The organism is Citrobacter sp. Cpo037 (assembly GCF_030332945.1).
Lineage (GTDB): Bacteria > Pseudomonadota > Gammaproteobacteria > Enterobacterales > Enterobacteriaceae > Citrobacter > Citrobacter portucalensis.
In genome coordinates this window covers 81,799-99,410 of sequence record NZ_JAOWGW010000080.1, presented here as the reverse complement: position 1 = coordinate 99,410, position 17,612 = coordinate 81,799, and the positions used below count along the sequence as shown (strand labels likewise).

The window sequence follows — 17,612 nt, the reverse complement described above, 5'->3', positions numbered from 1 at the left end:
CATTAATAGCTGCTATAACCCGTTATTAACTGTCCCTGAAATTGTTTATTATACTGATTTATATTTATTTTTTTAGTTTTGAAATGATTGTTTTTTGTTAATTTTGCAGAATGCTATTTACTCAGGCTGTGCGTCGGGCGAGTCACACCCGATTGTTAAACTGCGTGATGTTTTGCATTCCTACGTGCTGGAATCACTTAAATAATTACACAGTAACTTCCATAAGTAATGCGCCGCCGGTGTAAAACGATGATCGGAGCTGCGCAATACATGCCACTGACACTCTCTGGCAATATGATGATCAATCGGTATTGCCGTTAATTCCCCAGGGTAAGAATTAGCATTAGCTGTTTGTTCTGTCATAAAAGCAATCCCCAGTCCCGCACGGCACAGGGCTATTGCGCTGGTAAACAAATTACAGCAGTAGGATGGCCTGAACATAATCGCTTCATCGCGAAACATCGCAGCGAGATATCGCTGAAGCCCAAAATTGTCATGCATAGCAATCAGGCGATGCCGGGAAAGTTCCTGAAGCGTTACTTTCTTTAAATCAGAAATAACATGATCCTTCCTGACAATGGCACAAATGGCTCCCCGGTTATAGCTATATCGTTTAAGTGCCGGTTGCCCAACTGGACCAAATCCTACGGCCATATCCACTTCACCTCTTGCAATGAGTTCCATCGATGTTTCCATGTTGCCAGAGGTGATATCGACAAACACATTCGGGTAGATTTGGGCAAAATCGCTCACGACGTGGGTAATGATTTCATGGACCATTCCTTGTCCAACGCGCAGCGTAACTGTCCCTCCACGCATATGGCGCATATCGCTGAGTTGCCGCTCAAGTTCATTGCGTTTTTGTTGAGTAATGGCGTAGTCATCAGCCAGTAATCTGCCCGCCTCGGTGAGGACTACGTTACGTCCTCTTTTCTCCAACAATGGCAGCTGTATTGTTCTTTCCAGAAGAGAGATTTGACGACTGACAACCGAAGGGTTAAAGCCAAGGATGTCGGCGGCTCTGCGGATCCCACCGTACAATCCGACCATATATAAATAACGGATCGCTTTTTCTGGATAGGTGCTCAATGTCATGTTTTTGCCATTATTGTTGACCTGAAGGCAACAATAATAGCATAGGAGCCTGATTCTTTTTCAACCGGGATTCATTACATACTAATGCTAAATACCTATACGGAGAGTGTGGCAATGAAGAGCGTTGTTAATTACTTACAGAAACATACTGACCTTATCATGGAAGATATCAGCGATTTGGTACTGGCTGAGTCTCCTTCAACTGATAAAGCTGCTGTTGACCACTGTGGTGACGTTTTAAAAGCTATTTTCGAAAAGCGTCTGGGTATACAGGCTGAAACTGAAAAACAGACACATTACGGTAACCAGTTAAAATTTGTTCTGGGAAATGAGGGCCCGCAAACCACAATTTTGGGGCATTTTGATACGGTCTGGGATAAAGGGGTACTCTCACTTCGCGAAGAAGAGGGGAAATGGTATGGCCCGGGGATCCTCGATATGAAAGCCGGGATGATTCAGTCTATCTGGGCGGTTCGTGCGTTAAAAGAGAGTGGGCAACTCGGCGGTAAGCGCATTGTTTTCCTGTGCAATAGTGATGAAGAACTCGGAAGTCCAAGTTCGAAGGAATGGATTATCCGTAATGCTACAGGATCTGAGCAAGTATTGGTTGTTGAACCGGCGACAACTCATGGTGATTTAAAAATTGCCCGTAAAGGCACTGGCCGCTACCGCATTGCTATCACAGGTCATGCTGCGCATGCAGGCAATAATCCAGGTGAGGGGGTTAGTGCTATTGAGGAAATGGCTTTTCAGATCCTCAAATTGCGAGAGTTGAATGATCCTGAGCGCGCTACTACCGTTAACGTTGGTATTGTACGGGGTGGCAGTAGGGTCAATGTCGTCGCGGATTATGCCGAATTAGAAATTGATACCAGAGTGGAAAATCAGTCAGAAGCTGCACGGATCCATGATGCTATCACCCGTTTGACACCTCATTTGCAGGGTAGCCAACTCAGGATTGAAGGAGGGCAAACTCGCCCACCGATGGAACGTTCTTCAGCTTCTGAACAGCTATTTGAAAAAGCGCAAAAGATTGCGGAAATACTGGGTATTACGATTACCGCGAAATCGGCTGGAGGTGGTAGTGATGGAAACTTCACCGCGGCGTTAGGTATTCCTACATTAGATGGCCTTGGTGCGACAGGAGCCGGTATCCATGCGCTCCATGAGCATATATTACCCGAAAATATCGTTACCAGAACCGCACTGGTTGCTGGAATGATGCTTAACGATATTAATTCTGATGATGAGGCATAATTTTAGCTAAATACATCATGCACACTCAACGACATTATTGTTTGTTATCCTCATGTAACCACTGTGGCTATATGGATTATTAATATCTTGACGAATAAATAACAGGACATATCCATGAGTGCTTTTATTATTGCGATAGTTATTACTGTCGTTGCGGCTTGGTTAATTATCAAGAATTACCAACCGCAAACTATTTTGCTGTTGGCGGGGCTTTCCTTGTTAACAATTACAGCCATTTTCTACCCTGAAAAAAGTATCTTATATGGAAATGCAAAATCCACAGGGTCTGTCTGGATTGATATATTTGCTTTTGTAAAAGGTTCATTATCAACGCAGGTAGCAGGGATCGGTTTGATTATTATGGCGGCCGGTGGTTTCGCCAGCTATATGGATCATATTAAAGCTTCAAAGGCCATGGTTGATGTCTGCATTCGGCCGCTGGAGGCTTTAAAAGCACCTTATCTGATCCTTGCCATCGGCTACATTTTTGCACAATTGCTCCATGTTGCCATATCCAGTGCTGCGGGCCTTGCAATGTTATTGCTGGTGACATTTTTCCCGGTCTTGGTTCGGCTTGGGGTAAGTAAGGCTGCTGCCGCGGCTATGATTGGCATGTGTGCCTTTATGGATCTTGGTCCGGCCGTTGGCACCGCGAACTTAGCTGCTGAATATGCTGGCATGGAAACAGCACTGTATTTTGCTCATTATCAGATGCCGGTAGCTGCGGCGGTGATGGTTGTCGTTTCTATATTAATCTATTTTACGGCGAAATATTTTGACAAAAAAGATGGACATGTTGTTGCGTCACAACGTGCTGTGCACCCCGAGATTGCTGAAAAAGATGACGCACCAGCACCTAAGTTCTACGGGTTATTGCCCATTTTTCCTGTCGTTCTGGTATTGGTGTTCAGTCCGTTGGTTGTTGATACCATTAAAGTAGATGTCGTGACTGCAATGGTTATCGGAACTCTTGTCGCCTTTATTTTTGAGCTATGTGTAAAACGAAACTTTAAAGAGTGCTGCAAGGGAGTACAAGTCTTCTTTAAAGGTATGGGGAGTATGTTTACCAGTATCGTTTCATTACTGGTATGCGCCGAAATTTTCGCACAGGGATTACAAAAAATTGGTGCAGTGGATTATTTACTCGATGCGACACATAACGCTGGCTTTGGTTTCACCAGCATGACGATTGTAATGGCATGTTTGGTCGGGGTAACGGCCGTACTGACAGGATCGGGGGTTGCAGCCTTCTTTTCATTTGCCGGTATGGCGCAGACTATTGCAACAAAGTTTGGAATGAACGCCGTACATATGCTTCTGCCGATGCAACTGATGGCTGGGATGGGGCGCGCAATGTCGCCCGTAGCCGGTATTATTATTGCCGTCAGTAAATCGGGTGAGTGTTCCCCATTTATGATCGTGCGCAGAACGGTCATTCCGGCACTTGGTGGAATCATAACTATGCTAATCGCTAATATGCTAATTTCCAGTATGTAATAGTAACTGAATACGGAAGGTTTTTATCTGGATGAACACTATGTTAAATAAAAATGTAGATAATTTACTCTATATTCCTTACTCAGGTTCTGTTCTACTCGAATCTCCTCTTCTTAATAAAGGAAGTGGTTTTAGCGAAGAGGAACGAGTGATATTCAATCTGGAAGGATTGCTACCCAATGCAGTTGAAACAATTGAGGAGCAATCCCATCGAGCATATCGCCAGTTTAGCGATTTTAAGTCTGCTATTGCACAGCATATCTACCTTAGGAACATTCAAGACACTAACGAAACACTATTCTATTATCTGGTGAATAAACATTTAGCAGAAATGCTACCTATTATTTATACACCTGTTGTTGGCCATGCTTGCGAGCATTTTTCTGATATTTACCGTAGGGCCAGAGGGTTATTTATCGCATGGCCGGATCGCCATAAAATCGATGATATATTGCACAATGCCACGAAACAGCATATTCGTGTCATTGTCGTCACCGATGGCGAACGGATCCTGGGACTTGGGGATCAAGGTATTGGCGGCATGGGGATTCCAATCGGCAAACTGTCTTTGTATACCGTCTGCGGTGGTATAAATCCGGCAAATACATTACCCATTCTGCTGGATGTTGGAACCAATAATTCTCAACTGCTAAATGATCCTCTTTATATGGGATGGCGTCACCCAAGAATTACCGGGGAAGAATATTTTGAGTTTGTGGATATGTTCATAAACGCGGTTAAACGTCGATGGCCTGAGGTCCTACTGCAATTCGAGGATTTTGCTCAGCAAACGGCACTTCCTCTTCTGGAGCGATACAGAGATGAGATGTGTTGTTTTAATGACGACATCCAGGGAACTGCTGCCGTCGCGCTAGGATGTTTAATGGCGGCAAGTTCAGTCTCTGGTCGTTCATTATGCGAGCAAACAGTCGTATTTCTGGGGGCCGGATCGGCTGGTTGCGGTATTGCTGAGCATATTGTTCAGCAGATGATCGCTGAAGGCTTGTCTGAAGTGGAAGCTCGTGCCAGAATTTTTATGGTGGATCGGTTCGGATTGTTGACTGATGACCAGGCAAACCTTCCACCTTTTCAGCGACAACTGTCACAGCCTCGAACGATCGTCGAAAGCTGGGTTGTGGAAAGCGAAAAAATGACGCTGATGGATGTTGTTTGTCACGCGCATCCTACGGTGTTGATAGGTGTTACCGGCCAACCAGGCTTGTTTAGCGAAGCTATTATTAGGGAAATGTACAAGTACTGTAAGTTCCCAATAATCATGCCGTTATCCAACCCAACTTCACGGGTCGAGGCGAGGCCGGAAGACATCATTGAATGGACAGAGGGAAACGCCATTGTTGCAACGGGAAGTCCATTTAATCCCGTAGTATACAAAGGAAAGGAGTACCCCATTGCACAATGTAATAACGTTTACATCTTCCCTGGTATTGGTCTAGGGTGTCTGGCAAGCGGCGCCACACGAATTACCGAAAATATGCTAATAACGGCAAGCCGAACGTTAGCCTCTTTTTCGCCAATGAAAAGCAATAAAGATTCTCCATTATTACCGGATATAAATAATATTCAGGAAGTAACAAAGGCTATTGCCTTTAGTGTTGGTATTGCAGCGCAACGCGATGGCGTAGCCATTCGTATACCGGAGGAATCATTACGAGGCAAAATTGACGAGATTTATTGGCATCCGCAGTATCGTCAATATAAACGCACTTCATACTAACATTAATCAGCAATACGAAAACCGGCCCCCTTCATGGAGGGGGCCTCTGATAACTCCCGGCGGTGGCATTCAGACGGGAGTCATCGTTACTTATCGCTCCTGTTGCAACTCGATATCAGAACACCGGCAAACCCAGCCCTTGCTTCACTTCTCTTAATGTCTGCTGCGTAATCTCGTGCGCCTGCTCGCTTCCTTTTTTGAGCATCGCCATCAGCATGCCTTTATCCTGAATGTAGGTTGCACGCCGCTCGCGCATTGGCGCGATGAGTTCTTGCAAGCACACTTCCAGCTCGTTTTTGCATGTCCGGTCACCCAGTCCACCCCGTTGGTAATGCGCTTTCATTTCCGCCACTTTTGCTTTATCCGGATGAAAAGCATCGAGGTAAGTGAATACCATATTGCCGTCTATTTGCCCTGGGTCGGACACTTTCAGATGATTAGGGTCGGTGTACATTGCGCTGACCGCGCGGTGAATGGTTTCTTCGCTGGCTGACAGGAGCAATGTGTTACCAAGCGATTTTGACATTTTAGCGTTTCCGTCGATCCCTGGAAGGCGGCTGGTTTCACTCAGCAGCGCTTTGCAGTGCGATAGGACGGGGGCCGGTAACAGGCTATTCATCTTATGCACGATTTCGTTAGTCTGCTCAATCATTGGCAACTGATCGTCGCCGACGGGAACGACTTCGGCTTTGAAGGCCGTAATATCTGCCGCCTGACTGATGGGATAAACCAGAAAACCAACCGGTAACGAGCGGGCGAACCCTTTCTGCGCAATTTCGTTTTTGACCGTAGGATTACGCTCCACGCGAGCCACGGTAACGATGTTCATATAAAGCGCGGTTAACTCTGCGAGAGCAGGCAGTGCCGATTGCAGACAGATGGTAGTAAGTGACGGGTCTATTCCTGCGGCAAGATAGTCGGCAAGTACTTCGGGAATATTGTTGCGGATCTTTTGCGGTGTGCTGCCGTTATCGGTTAACCCTTGTAGGTCAGCCACCAATATAAACTGCTGATAATCGTGTTGCAGCGTGGCGCGCTGGCGCAATGACCCCACATAATGGCCAAGATGCAGCGGGCCGGTGGGACGATCGCCAGTGAGGATGATGGTTTTATTGTTCATGTAAGACTCCTTAGTCATAAAACCGAAAGGGGTCTCTAAATGCAAATAACCGCCTTTCGGCGGTTATTTAAAATGAGGAAAACACATTCTGACCGCCTTTAAGAAGGCAGCCACCACAGGTTGTGATTAAAACCGTTGATATCGTGTTTTGTGTTCATCCAATTAACATACCACCTGGCGTAGAGGTAAAGCAATGCCCGAAGTGCTGGCGCATATCAGCTCGCTTCCAGCATGCCAAAGCTCACAATGCGCGAACGACCTAACTCTTTTGCGCGGTACAGTGCGACATCTGCGGCGCGTAACAGGTTGTCGCTCTGGGCGTGCTGCGGGTAACTGGCGACGCCAATAGAGACATCCACGTGTCCAATATCGGAAACGCCAAAGCGCAGCGACAGTTCGCGTACACCGTTGTAGATTTCCGTAGCAAAGCGGTTAGCGGCCTGTTCATCCGTATTGGGCAGTAGTACCAGAAACTCTTCACCGCCGTAGCGGAAGGCCATACCGCTGTCGTGGACCACGCGCTGAATAGTCGCGGCGATACTTTTAATCACGCTGTCGCCTGCCTCATGGCCAAAGCGGTCGTTAATACTTTTAAAATGATCGATATCGATCATCAGGCAACTGATCGGTTCTTTGTTACGCACTGCCTGGCTCATCTGAGTACGTAGTGTATCTTCAAGATGATGACGGTTGCGCAGTCCGGTTAGCGGGTCGTAGAGCGCTTTCTCCAGCAGGGCGTCACGCAGACGCTGGTTGGCTAATGCGAGGCCGAGTGCTTCTGCCATTAGCTCCAGATACGCACGAGAGGGGGCGGAATCATCGCTAAGGTTCTGGAATGAGAGCAGGCCGATGGCTTCGCCCTGGGCAATCAGCGGGACGCACAAGGTATGCTGCTGGCATGACTCCGGCAGATGGTAGCAGGCGATATCGGGTTCGCCTTGTACCGGAGGATGGCTCTGGCCGCGGCGCACAGCCCAGCATTCATCCGGGTGGAACGCATCCGCTTTGCTCTGCGGTGAAAGCCATTGTGCAACGCAGCGCATTTGCCAGGGTTCCCGGTCCAGTATATAAAGCCGCCCGGCAATCCCTGGGGCAATATTCGGTGCAAACAGCTCCGCCACATTGATGACATCGGCAAAATTCTCGCAGCCCTGCAGACGCTGCGTCATACGTGCCAGCAGATCGCGGATTGCCCAGTCGGCATCTCGCTCTTTCTCCAGTCTCTGACGAGCCAGACCGTTCTCGCGAAATATCCGGATCGCCTGCGCCATGTCGCCTATTTCATCTATCTGGTTAAAGCTGGGCGTCTCAACGGCATAATCCTGCGATGCGAGACGGTTTACGACATCGCTCAAACGCACGACGGGGCGCAGGACGCGACGCTTTAGAATGAAACCGAGAACGAAAAAAAACAGCAGCGCCGTCAGGCCGACCATCACTTCAGAGGCTGTCCGCAGCATGCGGGATGACTGGGTTGCATCTTCAATTGTATTGCGTACGCGGTTATCGAGCAGTTGGCGGAAATGATCTATCCGGTCCTGGGCGCGTTCCAGTTCCTGTTCATAGCTTTTCCCATAGAGCAGGGCAATAGCCTGCGACTCTTCTGCGCGCGCGACGCTGGCAAGCGCCGCAGCTTGCTCGTCCTGCAGGGCATCAACAATCTGTAGCCCTTCGTGCAATAGCGCCAGCTCTTCATCCGTTGCCCCAAGGTCTTTGAGCTTTGACAGCCGATGCTCAACAGCTTTCAGCGTCGCTTCTTTCTGACGGTAGGCGTTAAGCACCTCAGGATCTTTTGCAATAACATAGTCGCGCGCCAGGTCGGACAGCGACCAGGCATCGAGTTCGACTTCTTCGGTAAGTTGATCGAACTGATAACGCTGTTCTACCACCTGGCGTTCTGTGTTATCGGCGCTGGATGCCATCAGCATGACAACGCCTGAAGCGATGGTCAGGCATACCGTCGCGCTATAGGCCCAGTTGGTGATTGTGGCAATTCGCACTGATTAGTTCCTTCTGCGACGATTAATGAATACGCATGATTGCAATTATAGGAAACACATGATTTTGCGTGAAAATAAAAAAGGCGGTCCCGAAACCGCCTTCTGTTATCGTCCTGCAATCATAAATCTGGAGGATTTTTTCCTTCCTCCATAAAGGCTTCGTCGATTCCTTCCACGTTACCTTCATGGTCACGCCCGGAAAACAGGTTCCAGCAGGTTATGAATAGTGCAGCAATCAGGGGGCCAATCACAAAGCCGTTAATGCCGTAGATCTCCATGCCGCCGAGAGTGGTAATCAAAATCAGATAGTCCGGCATTTTGGTGTCTTTACCTACCAGCAGCGGGCGCAGGATATTGTCCACCAGCCCAACGATAATCACGAAGAAGCCAACGATAAACAGCCCTTGCCATAGCTGGTGGGTGGCGAACAGGAATATTGCTGCAGGTACCCAGACGATCGCTGAGCCCACTGCAGGCACGAGCGAGAGAAACGCCATCAACGCCCCCCACAGAACGCTGCCGTCGATATCCACAATTGCAAACGCGATGCCGCCAAGAATACCCTGAACCAAAGCGACGACCGCCGTGCCCTTGACGGTTGCCCGCGTCACGCCGACGAATTTGGCAAACAGGTGCTGTTTGGCAAAGTCAGAAAGGGGTAATGAGTCCAGAATCTGGCGCACCAGATACGGTCCATCCTTCAGTAAGAAGAACAGCAGATACAGCATGATGCCAAAACTGATAGCAAAGCCGAATGTCCCTTTCCCAATCAGGAATGCACTGCCAGCAAGGTACTGCCCGCCTTGCAGCACGACATCGGACAGTTTTTTCTGGATCTGCGCGACATCATCCAGATTGTGTTCTGCCAGAAATCCTCTGGCCCAATCAGGAAGGTACGAAAGAACAGAAGTGACTACTTCCGGGAACTGCGTGTCATTCTGTTGCAGTTTGGTGTATACCACGTTCAGTTCAATGGCCAGCGATGACAGGATTACCATCAGCGGGATAAATACAATCAGACAGATAATGGCGATGGTAATCAACGATGCCAGCCCGTTGCGTTCGCCAAGCGCGCTACGCAGTCGGTTTTTTACCGGGTTAAAGATAGTCGTTAATATCGCGGCCCACAAAATGGCGGAAAAGTAGGGGGACAATACATCGAAGAACGCCCAGGTCACGAGGGCAAGTATGAAAATGAAGAAACCTTTAGTCAGTCCGTTAAATCGCATTAGTGAACCCTGTAATGAGAAGCAGTCCCGACTATAGAACCGTTCAGGGGATTTACCAACTTTAGCTGCAGATATTTAGAATAAAGATGTTGCACTAAGGCTACATTCTTATTGTCCTTGCTTCACTGGCGGGAGAGCTATCCTTGATCTCCTCCCTGAAAACAGTACCAGTCTAAACTGAAGTCTCCGGTCTTTCTTCCATCTCACAGCAGATAACGTACGCTATGATTTAATAGTGAAACCGTCATTTTTTCCCGAAAAGGGTCATCAATTAACGAGGGGGTCGTTATGAACACTCAGCCTGTCATCGGGATTAGTGGATGTTTAACTGGTTCAGCCGTGCGATTCGACGGTGGGCATAAACGGATGGGGTTTGTGATGGACGAGCTGGCTCAGTGGGTGACTTTCAAACCTGTCTGCCCTGAGATGTCTATCGGTTTGCCTGTACCACGTCCCGCGTTGCGTCTGGTTCAAACCGCCCAAGGGAATGTCCGCATCTGTTTTAGCCATGCGCCTGGTGAGGATGTAACCGATAAAATGTCCGATTTCACCAACTCATATCTTCAGGGACTTGGTGGCCTCTCGGGTTTTATCGTCTGTGCTAAATCACCGAGTTGCGGTATGGAAAGAGTGAGACTGTATGACGAGAAGGGAAATCGTGGGCGAAAAGAAGGGACTGGTCTGTTTACTGGCGCATTAATGGAAACCTACCCATGGTTGCCAGTCGAAGAAGATGGCCGCTTGCACGATCCGGTGCTGAGGGAGAACTTTGTCGAACGCGTGTTCGCATTGCATGAGCTTAATAGGCTGCGGGCCAATGGTCTTACTCGCCATGGCTTACTCAACTTTCACAGTCGCTATAAGCTCCAGCTTCTGGCTCATCACCAGGCCGGTTACCGGGAAATCGGCCCATTCGTAGCCTCGCTTCACCAGTGGGATGATTTGGACGCTTTTTTCGTTGTCTATCGTGAAAAGCTCATGACAATCCTCAAAAAGCCCGCCTCACGGAAAAATCACACCAACGTACTGATGCATATCCAGGGCTACTTCCGCGAACGGTTGAACACCCGCCAGCGCGGAGAGTTACGTGACGTTATCCTCAACTATAGCGGTGGGCTGCTGCCAATATTGGCGCCTCTGACGCTACTCAAGCACTATCTGGCTGAATACCCAGACAGCTATCTGCTTACCCAGAACTATTTTGATCCTTATCCGAATGATTTAGCGCTACGGTTGATGATCAAATAGTCTGAGAGCGATTCAACCGTTTCTGATTTTCTCATCGATACAAGGCTGAGGTTTACCAAACAGATATCCTTGGGCGAAATCGCAGCCCAGCGCCTGAAGGCTTTTTAGTTGTTCCTGCGTTTCAACACCTTCAGCAACAGCCTTCATATTGAGGGATTTCGCCATGCCGGTGATCAGTTTGATGATATTAAGTGCATCTTCCTGTGTGGATATTGAATGGACAAACGACTTGTCTATTTTAATTTTATCGAAGGCAAGCCTGCTCAGGCGCGAAAGGGAAGAATATCCGGTGCCAAAATCATCGATGGAGATTTTTACACCCATGGCTCTGAGTTTGTTAAGTGTGTTCATCGGCGTCGTACTCTCAGTGAAGAGAGAGGATTCTGTTACTTCCAGTTCAAGACGATCGGCTGGGAGTCCAGTTTCTTTCAGAATAGACAGTACGATACCGACAAAGGCTTTGCTGCTTAGCTGGACAGGAGAGACATTCACTGAAATTTTAGCCGGAACCGCCCAACAAGCCGCTTCCCGGCAGGCAATTTCAAGCACAGCTTTCCCCATCTCATTAATCATTCCGGTTTTTTCAGCAACAGGAATAAAGTTATCCGGCGACAGGAGGCCCTTTAGAGGATGGAGCCAACGAATTAGGGCTTCATAGCTATAAATTTCCTGACTGAAGGAGTCAACAATGGGCTGATAATAAACCACGAATTCTTTGTTCACTATTGCCAATGCCATATCATGCTCAAGCGTTCTGCTTTCTTGTAGCTTTTCTAACATTCGTTGTCGGAAGACTTTTATCTTACCAGAGCCTTCACCTTTGGCTTCATAAAGGGCCAGATCGGCAAATTTATAAAGATAGTCGGAACGACGTTCAGTGTCTGAGATAACAATGCCAACACAGGTGGTTATGTTGATAATCGTGTTATAAATAGTGTAGGGCTGGCTGATAAATTCACATATTTTCTGGGCGCGCGAAACGGCGTGGCTTTCTGTCAGGCCGCTTGAGAGAAACGCAAATTCATCTCCACCCAGGCGATACAGCGTATCCGAGGTAAGGCTCATCGAAACCAGTCGGTCAGATATCTGGCGTAGCAACATATCACCGGCATCATGACCATACGTATCATTTACTTCTTTGAATCGATCTAAATCAAACAACATCACAGTCACAGAATCGTGATTTTTTTCTGCTCTCTCAATTGTTTTATTTAAATCGCTCCAGAATAGCTGACGGTTATTCATCTCGGTAAGAGAGTCATGGTAGACGTCATATTCCAGTTTAGCATTCTGCATTTGCAGTTTTTCTTTAGATTTCTGCAGTTCTTCGGCAAGACTCTTGACCTGCAGGTGCGCCCGCAGAATATTTCTGTTTTGATAGAAAATGAGCACGCCCAGAATCGCACTCAGTATTATCAGCAGCACAGAGGTAGCAGAATAAATATAGTACAGCGTCTGAATTTTTTGGTTGGCGTTATTGATCGAGTTAACATCTTTGTTTAACGCACCAGATGAAAGACGACCCAGTGGCGCATCCAGAGTATGCATTTTTTTCAGATAAGCCTGGAGTGCTAAACGGTTCATTTTCTCTAGATTAACATCCAGAAAACTAAGGGTATTTTCAAGTTTTACCGCCAGTTCACGGTGCGCTATATTGCTTTCGATGTAGCGCCCCAGGTCTCCTTCTTTTATCAAATCACTCTGGCTAAGCATAATGTCGAGGCGCATGCGTACATCATCGAGATTCATCGTATCATCGATAGTGTAAAGACCAAGCAACGATTCAAATCGGTAATATTGTGATACCAGCTGAGCAGCAGACCAGGAATCGGTGTAGTGAGTCAGTTTCTGTAACTCTTGTTGCCGTTCATGCACGAGGAAAGAGATATACCCGGTAGATATAAAAAGAAAAAAGATGATGCCAGCCAGTATTCTGTTCATGATGTTCCCCTGAACGCTTACTCAATATCCATACTACTGACCTGCCATGCAGACCTTGAATAATAAATCTGATTATTCAGTTCTGGCATGCTGTCATAGGGGTACACAATGAATAACGGGCCTTTGTCACGGATGCGCATATATTTTCCGTTGATTTTTAACGCAAGGATAGCATTGTATTTTTTGAAATCACTAAGAGGGATTACGGTGGTGTAGTCATTGAGTGCAGTGACCTTAACAACAGAGCCGTTAGCCCCGACATAATCCATGAGCTTTTGTAGCGGAATACCCGTAAAGGTAGTACGCCCATTATACCAGGGGGAGGTGGTCTGGAAACTGACCATGCCCAGCTTCTCAAGGCTGGCGGTATCAAAAACGGCTTTCCCGTCTGCATTTGTATTTTCAATATTACCCGACAGCGTTAAAAGCACTTTACCGGTGGGCCTGGAAAGTTCACCTGCCCATAGCTGGGTGGAGAGTACAAAGCTTACCAACATGACCATTAACCGCATTCTTACCTCACCAATCAGCCGGATGTTAAAGAATTATAATTTAGATATCACGCTATTTATATATATTGCATGGGTATTATTGGTGTAATAACTTCAATGGCTTTTAAACTCTTTTAAATCAGTGGGTTATTTGTTGTCTGTTCTGCTGTGGTGCATTAAAAATGCTGGTGTGTTATTTGAGTAAAGCTAAATTTCACTATGTATGTACAAAAATAAATCATCTATTTACTCAGTGCCAATAAATACGCACGAAAATAAAGGTTTATTTTTTCACTGCGGCTGGATTTGGTTGTTTACTGGTAGGTAACTATATCGGGCACGAAGCCGCCTTTAGTGGAGCGGGAACGCTTCGTGTCGGTAATCAAGGACAGAAATTCTATACGCGGCAAGTGTGGTCTATCTGAACCCGTTTATTCACCCGCCTGAGCTGACTGGCGGGCATACAGATAGGCGGTGGCCCTCGATACGCCCAGATGCTGCGCTACTGTGTCCATAGATTTGCGTACGTTCAGCAAACCGTCCTGGCGTAATTGTTGAATCAGCAGCTTACGGTCTTGAGGTTTAAGTGCTCGGGCCGTCGTCGCGCGTTTAGCGGCAAAGTCATCAATACGCTGGCGGATGACTTCATTACTGCCGGGATCGATATGTTCCTTAATGGGGGAATTTTCAGTTTCAGTAAAACGCGCAAGAGCACTCTGCATACCACGGAACAGCGTCATATCGACATTCAGGCAAAGTGCCGCTACGTATTTGCCGTCTTCGTCCTTGATGCCAATGGAGGTACTTTTCACCGGGCGGCCATCGGCAAACTGATTACTGTAGTTCGCAATGATGCTGGGAAAGTCAGGTGATGCAATTCTCGCCAGACCAAGCTCGGTTGCTGGCTGGCCGGGTTGACGTCCGGACAGATTATTATGGATGGACAAAATGGCATGTTCAGGATTTTTGAGGTCATGAACCACCACTTCGCAAAACGGAGAGAAGGTCTCACTCAATCCCCTGGCGATAGTATCAATTTGGCTGAGAAGCGAGTTATTGTCGGTTTTTGGCATGCCAGTCTCCTGCGGTGATGTCTGTTGCCATGATTGCGAGCAGTTTACAGTGACCTGGGAGCGTTTTTCCAGACGGGAGTGTACAGACAGTAAAAGTAGGGTATCTGCATGGCAGATACCCTGTTTATCATCCGGCCAGAAATTCACTGTAGCGACTGATATCCACGTTTCCGCCGCTGATGATAATGCCGATTTTCTTGCCGCGAAGTTCAGCTTTACGCGCTCTGGCGGCAGCAAAACCCAGACACCCGGTCGGCTCTACGACGATTTTCATGCGTTCAGCGATAAATTTCATTGAGGCAACTAACTCAGCGTCTGAAACAGTCAGAATATCGTTCACGTTTTGCTTGATAATCTGAAACGTATAGTTCCCGAGATGTTGAGTCTGAGCACCGTCAGCAATGGTTTTGGGAGTATCGATATGAACTATTTTTCCACTTCGGAACGACTGTTGACCATCGTTACCCGCCTCAGGTTCGACACCATAGATGATGCAGTCAGGAGACAGATTTCTGGCCGCCAGGGCGGATCCTGAGAGCAGGCCGCCACCGCCAAGACACACGAAAAGGGCGTCTAACTGACCCACTTCTTCAATCAGCTCTTTTGTGGCGGTGCCCTGGCCTGCGATCACGTGCGGATGGTCATAAGGGGGAATCAGCGTTAACCCCTGTTTCTCTGCCAGGTCCCGACCAATTTTTTCACGATCTTCAGTATAGCGATCGTAAGTTACCACTTTTCCGCCATAGCCTTTCGTCGCCGCAACTTTGGCCGCCGGGGCATCATGCGGCATGATAATTGTTGCTGGAATGCCCAACAACTTTGCCGACAGGGCAATGGCCTGTGCATGGTTGCCGGAAGAAAACGTCACGACGCCCGCAGCGCGTTGTTGTGGGGTGAACTGGCGTAGCGCATTCATAGCGCCGCGAAATTTGAAGGCGCCCATTCTCTGGAAGTTTTCGCACTTAAAGAAGACTTCCGCGCCAAATTCTTCGTTAACCGTTCGGGAGGTCATCACCGGCGTTTTGTTAGCATAATCTGCGATGCGCTCTGCCGCAGCGGCAACATCGTTATAATCAGGCAGTGTCATTTCAGTCATTGTTGTTCACCTGTATGTTTTTAAACGTCACGCTTGCGGGGCCAACGCAATAGCTTCAACTTCCAGCGCAAAACCATAATGAAGTTCCGCAACACCTGCTACTGCACGGGATGGACGGAAATCGCCGATCCACTCTCCATAGATTTTGTTAAACGTCGGCCACTGGTTCATATCCGTCACATAGACGCGAACAGACACCAGATGCTGACGTGATGCCCCAGCACCAGCCAGACAAGCATCAATATTCTTGAGTACCAGCCGGGTTTGATCTTCAAAAGAGGCATCCGCTTTTTTCTCGCCGTCGAAAGTGACCGGCAACTGCCCGGAAATGAAGACGAATCCGCCAGCCGTTGTACTGTGCGAGTAATGACCTGCTGGCGGGAAGCTTCCAGCAGATGAGTTCAGTGTAATGTCCGCGGTCATATGAGAATCTCCAGTCGCAGTTTGTGATTCATTTTGTATAAAATAATACTGTTTGTATTATTTTATACGCCTTTATGCCACTTCCTGCTAGAGATAGTTTTCGCGAGTGATGATTTTGTGAACTATTGCAAACTTGGCACACGCTATAGCGCAATCGCGAGGTGACGAAAGAGGGGGATCGCTTTTGATGAGGGAAAGCCGGGGGAAATGAAGAAACGCCCCGGGAGGGGCGTCTAAGGCAAAAGTTTAGCTGATATGACCGTGGTTAATTTTACTTAACGGTTCATTGATATCGAAGATTTTGAACGTTACTTCTTCCACACCCAGGTGCTTCAGGCGGGCGGTATGCTTTTTGATATAGGCCTGAGCGGTGTCTTCGTTCTGGAACAGGTAGATGCCACCCGCTTCGTGATTTGCTTCGTTCTCGGTCCAGATTTTCCAGATGAACCCCGGCTCCTGGTTGATTGATTCGGCCAGTTCAACGAGCTGATTCGACATCTCAGCCCCAAACGGACCATGAAAATCAAAGTGTATCTGCACGAGTTTGTTCGACATAAATCCTCCATGGATTGGTTATTTTGGGTAAGGCCGCTAGCGCAACAGCACTTCACCGGTCAGATAAGTTATCGCCTGCCCACTGATATAAACACGCGTTCCTGCTAACTGACAGCGTAAATCCCCGCCGCGTTCAGAGACCTGGCGTGCCAGCATCTGTGTTTTATTCAGTTTTCCAGCCCAGTAAGGGATCAGCATGCTATGTGCCGAGCCTGTGACCGGGTCTTCCGCGACGGCTTCACCCGGGCAAAAGAAACGGCTGACAAAATCGTATTCCCCGTCACCCGGCGCGGTGATGCATACCATTTTTCCCAGCGGCAGCATGGCGTGGATGTTTGGGCGCACAGCCTCAACCTGCTGTTGATTTTCCAGCACCACCATGTAATCTCTTGCCACACGCACCTCTTTGTATTCGGTGATGCCTAATGTTTCCAGCAGTAAAGCTGGCGGCACGGCAGATTCGCTTGGCCAGGCTGGAAAATCAAGCGTCAGCCATTCACCGCAGCGCGTGACCGTCAGCGGTCCCACAAAGCGGGTAGCAAATTGGATTTTCGTATCCGGGTAATCCAGATGTTCAAAGATGACATGCGCGGCGGCAAGCGTGGCATGCCCACAAAGATTGATTTCACCCTGAGTGGTAAACCAACGCAGCTCAAAACCATTCTCATCGGTGACAAAAAAAGCGGTTTCTGACTGGTTATGCTGCTGCGCCATCTTTAATAATGTTTCATCGGGCAACCAGTCCGTGAGCGGACAGACTGCTGCGGCATTCCCGCCAAACGTCGTGGTGGTAAAGGCATCCACCATGTAAAAATTGATTTGTTGCACAGAGTAACCCTCTCATCGCACTCA

Annotated in this window: 15 protein-coding genes and 1 pseudogene; 4 read left to right on the top strand and 12 right to left on the bottom strand. The window is 47.9% G+C overall.

Translation table 11 applies throughout. The features are described 5' to 3' along the window. Window positions 1-180: 180 nt before the first annotated feature. Entirely contained in the window at window positions 181-1,095 is a 915-nt protein-coding gene (locus tag OGX94_RS21480; protein WP_257661688.1) for a LysR family transcriptional regulator, read from the bottom strand. Between the two features lie 114 nt (window positions 1,096-1,209). Here OGX94_RS21480 and OGX94_RS21475 point away from each other — a divergent pair, with 114 nt between their 5' ends. The 3 genes from OGX94_RS21475 (at window position 1,210) to OGX94_RS21465 (ending at window position 5,584) form a co-directional block, all read left to right on the top strand. Next, a complete protein-coding gene (locus OGX94_RS21475; protein WP_257661689.1) occupies window positions 1,210-2,352 on the top strand; it encodes a M20 family metallopeptidase in 1,143 nt (380 codons plus the stop codon). A 114-nt stretch (window positions 2,353-2,466) separates the two neighbouring features. Further along, window positions 2,467-3,849, top strand: coding sequence for a C4-dicarboxylate transporter DcuC (gene dcuC, locus OGX94_RS21470; RefSeq protein ID WP_257661690.1), 1,383 nt, complete (start codon window positions 2,467-2,469; stop codon window positions 3,847-3,849). A gap of 40 nt (window positions 3,850-3,889) precedes the next feature. Then, window positions 3,890-5,584, top strand: coding sequence for an NAD-dependent malic enzyme (locus OGX94_RS21465; RefSeq protein ID WP_257661691.1), 1,695 nt, complete (start codon window positions 3,890-3,892; stop codon window positions 5,582-5,584). A 115-nt stretch (window positions 5,585-5,699) separates the two neighbouring features. Here OGX94_RS21465 and trpS read toward each other — a convergent pair whose 3' ends face one another. The 4 genes and pseudogenes from trpS to OGX94_RS21450 all read right to left on the bottom strand — a co-directional run bounded on the left by trpS (window position 5,700) and on the right by OGX94_RS21450 (window position 9,933). Beyond that, window positions 5,700-6,704 carry a tryptophan--tRNA ligase gene (trpS, locus tag OGX94_RS21460; protein WP_032943285.1) on the bottom strand — a complete coding sequence of 335 codons (1,005 nt, stop codon included), beginning with the start codon at window positions 6,702-6,704 and terminating at the stop codon, window positions 5,700-5,702. 215 nt (window positions 6,705-6,919) lie between these two features. Beyond that, entirely contained in the window at window positions 6,920-7,747 is an 828-nt protein-coding gene (locus OGX94_RS25045; protein WP_502873449.1) for a sensor domain-containing diguanylate cyclase, read from the bottom strand. Window positions 7,748-7,954: 207 nt separating this feature from the next. Next, window positions 7,955-8,140, bottom strand: a pseudogene (locus OGX94_RS25040) (HAMP domain-containing protein); the annotation flags it as partial. A 683-nt stretch (window positions 8,141-8,823) separates the two neighbouring features. Beyond that, on the bottom strand, window positions 8,824-9,933 hold the full coding sequence (locus tag OGX94_RS21450) for an AI-2E family transporter (RefSeq protein WP_126318234.1): 1,110 nt from the start codon (window positions 9,931-9,933) through the stop codon (window positions 8,824-8,826). A gap of 288 nt (window positions 9,934-10,221) precedes the next feature. On the opposite strand from OGX94_RS21450, the gene OGX94_RS21445 reads away from it, so the two are divergent. After that, window positions 10,222-11,181 (top strand): YbgA family protein, encoded by a 960-nt coding sequence (locus tag OGX94_RS21445; RefSeq protein WP_212023724.1) that lies wholly within the window; start codon window positions 10,222-10,224, stop codon window positions 11,179-11,181. 12 nt (window positions 11,182-11,193) lie between these two features. Here the strand turns inward: OGX94_RS21445 and OGX94_RS21440 are convergent, their stop codons facing one another. The 7 genes from OGX94_RS21440 to OGX94_RS21410 all read right to left on the bottom strand — a co-directional run bounded on the left by OGX94_RS21440 (window position 11,194) and on the right by OGX94_RS21410 (window position 17,588). Continuing rightward, entirely contained in the window at window positions 11,194-13,122 is a 1,929-nt protein-coding gene (locus OGX94_RS21440) for a putative bifunctional diguanylate cyclase/phosphodiesterase (RefSeq protein WP_126956289.1), read from the bottom strand. Between the two features lie 17 nt (window positions 13,123-13,139). Continuing rightward, on the bottom strand, window positions 13,140-13,634 hold the full coding sequence (locus tag OGX94_RS21435) for a putative pterin-binding protein (protein WP_003832739.1): 495 nt from the start codon (window positions 13,632-13,634) through the stop codon (window positions 13,140-13,142). 410 nt (window positions 13,635-14,044) lie between these two features. Then, the gene (locus tag OGX94_RS21430; protein WP_008784655.1) at window positions 14,045-14,686 is read right to left on the bottom strand and encodes a helix-turn-helix transcriptional regulator; all 642 of its coding nucleotides are present in this window, start codon (window positions 14,684-14,686) and stop codon (window positions 14,045-14,047) included. A gap of 127 nt (window positions 14,687-14,813) precedes the next feature. Then, window positions 14,814-15,782 (bottom strand): threo-3-hydroxy-L-aspartate ammonia-lyase, encoded by a 969-nt coding sequence (locus OGX94_RS21425; protein WP_286569922.1) that lies wholly within the window; start codon window positions 15,780-15,782, stop codon window positions 14,814-14,816. A 27-nt stretch (window positions 15,783-15,809) separates the two neighbouring features. Further along, entirely contained in the window at window positions 15,810-16,205 is a 396-nt protein-coding gene (locus OGX94_RS21420) for a RidA family protein (RefSeq protein ID WP_003832744.1), read from the bottom strand. 246 nt (window positions 16,206-16,451) lie between these two features. Beyond that, window positions 16,452-16,760, bottom strand: a complete 309-nt coding sequence (locus OGX94_RS21415; RefSeq protein WP_003832746.1) for a monooxygenase — start codon at window positions 16,758-16,760, stop codon at window positions 16,452-16,454. 36 nt (window positions 16,761-16,796) lie between these two features. After that, complete coding sequence (locus OGX94_RS21410) at window positions 16,797-17,588, bottom strand: PhzF family phenazine biosynthesis protein (RefSeq protein ID WP_257661693.1); 792 nt, start codon at window positions 17,586-17,588, stop codon at window positions 16,797-16,799. Between the last annotated feature and the right edge of the window lie 24 nt (window positions 17,589-17,612).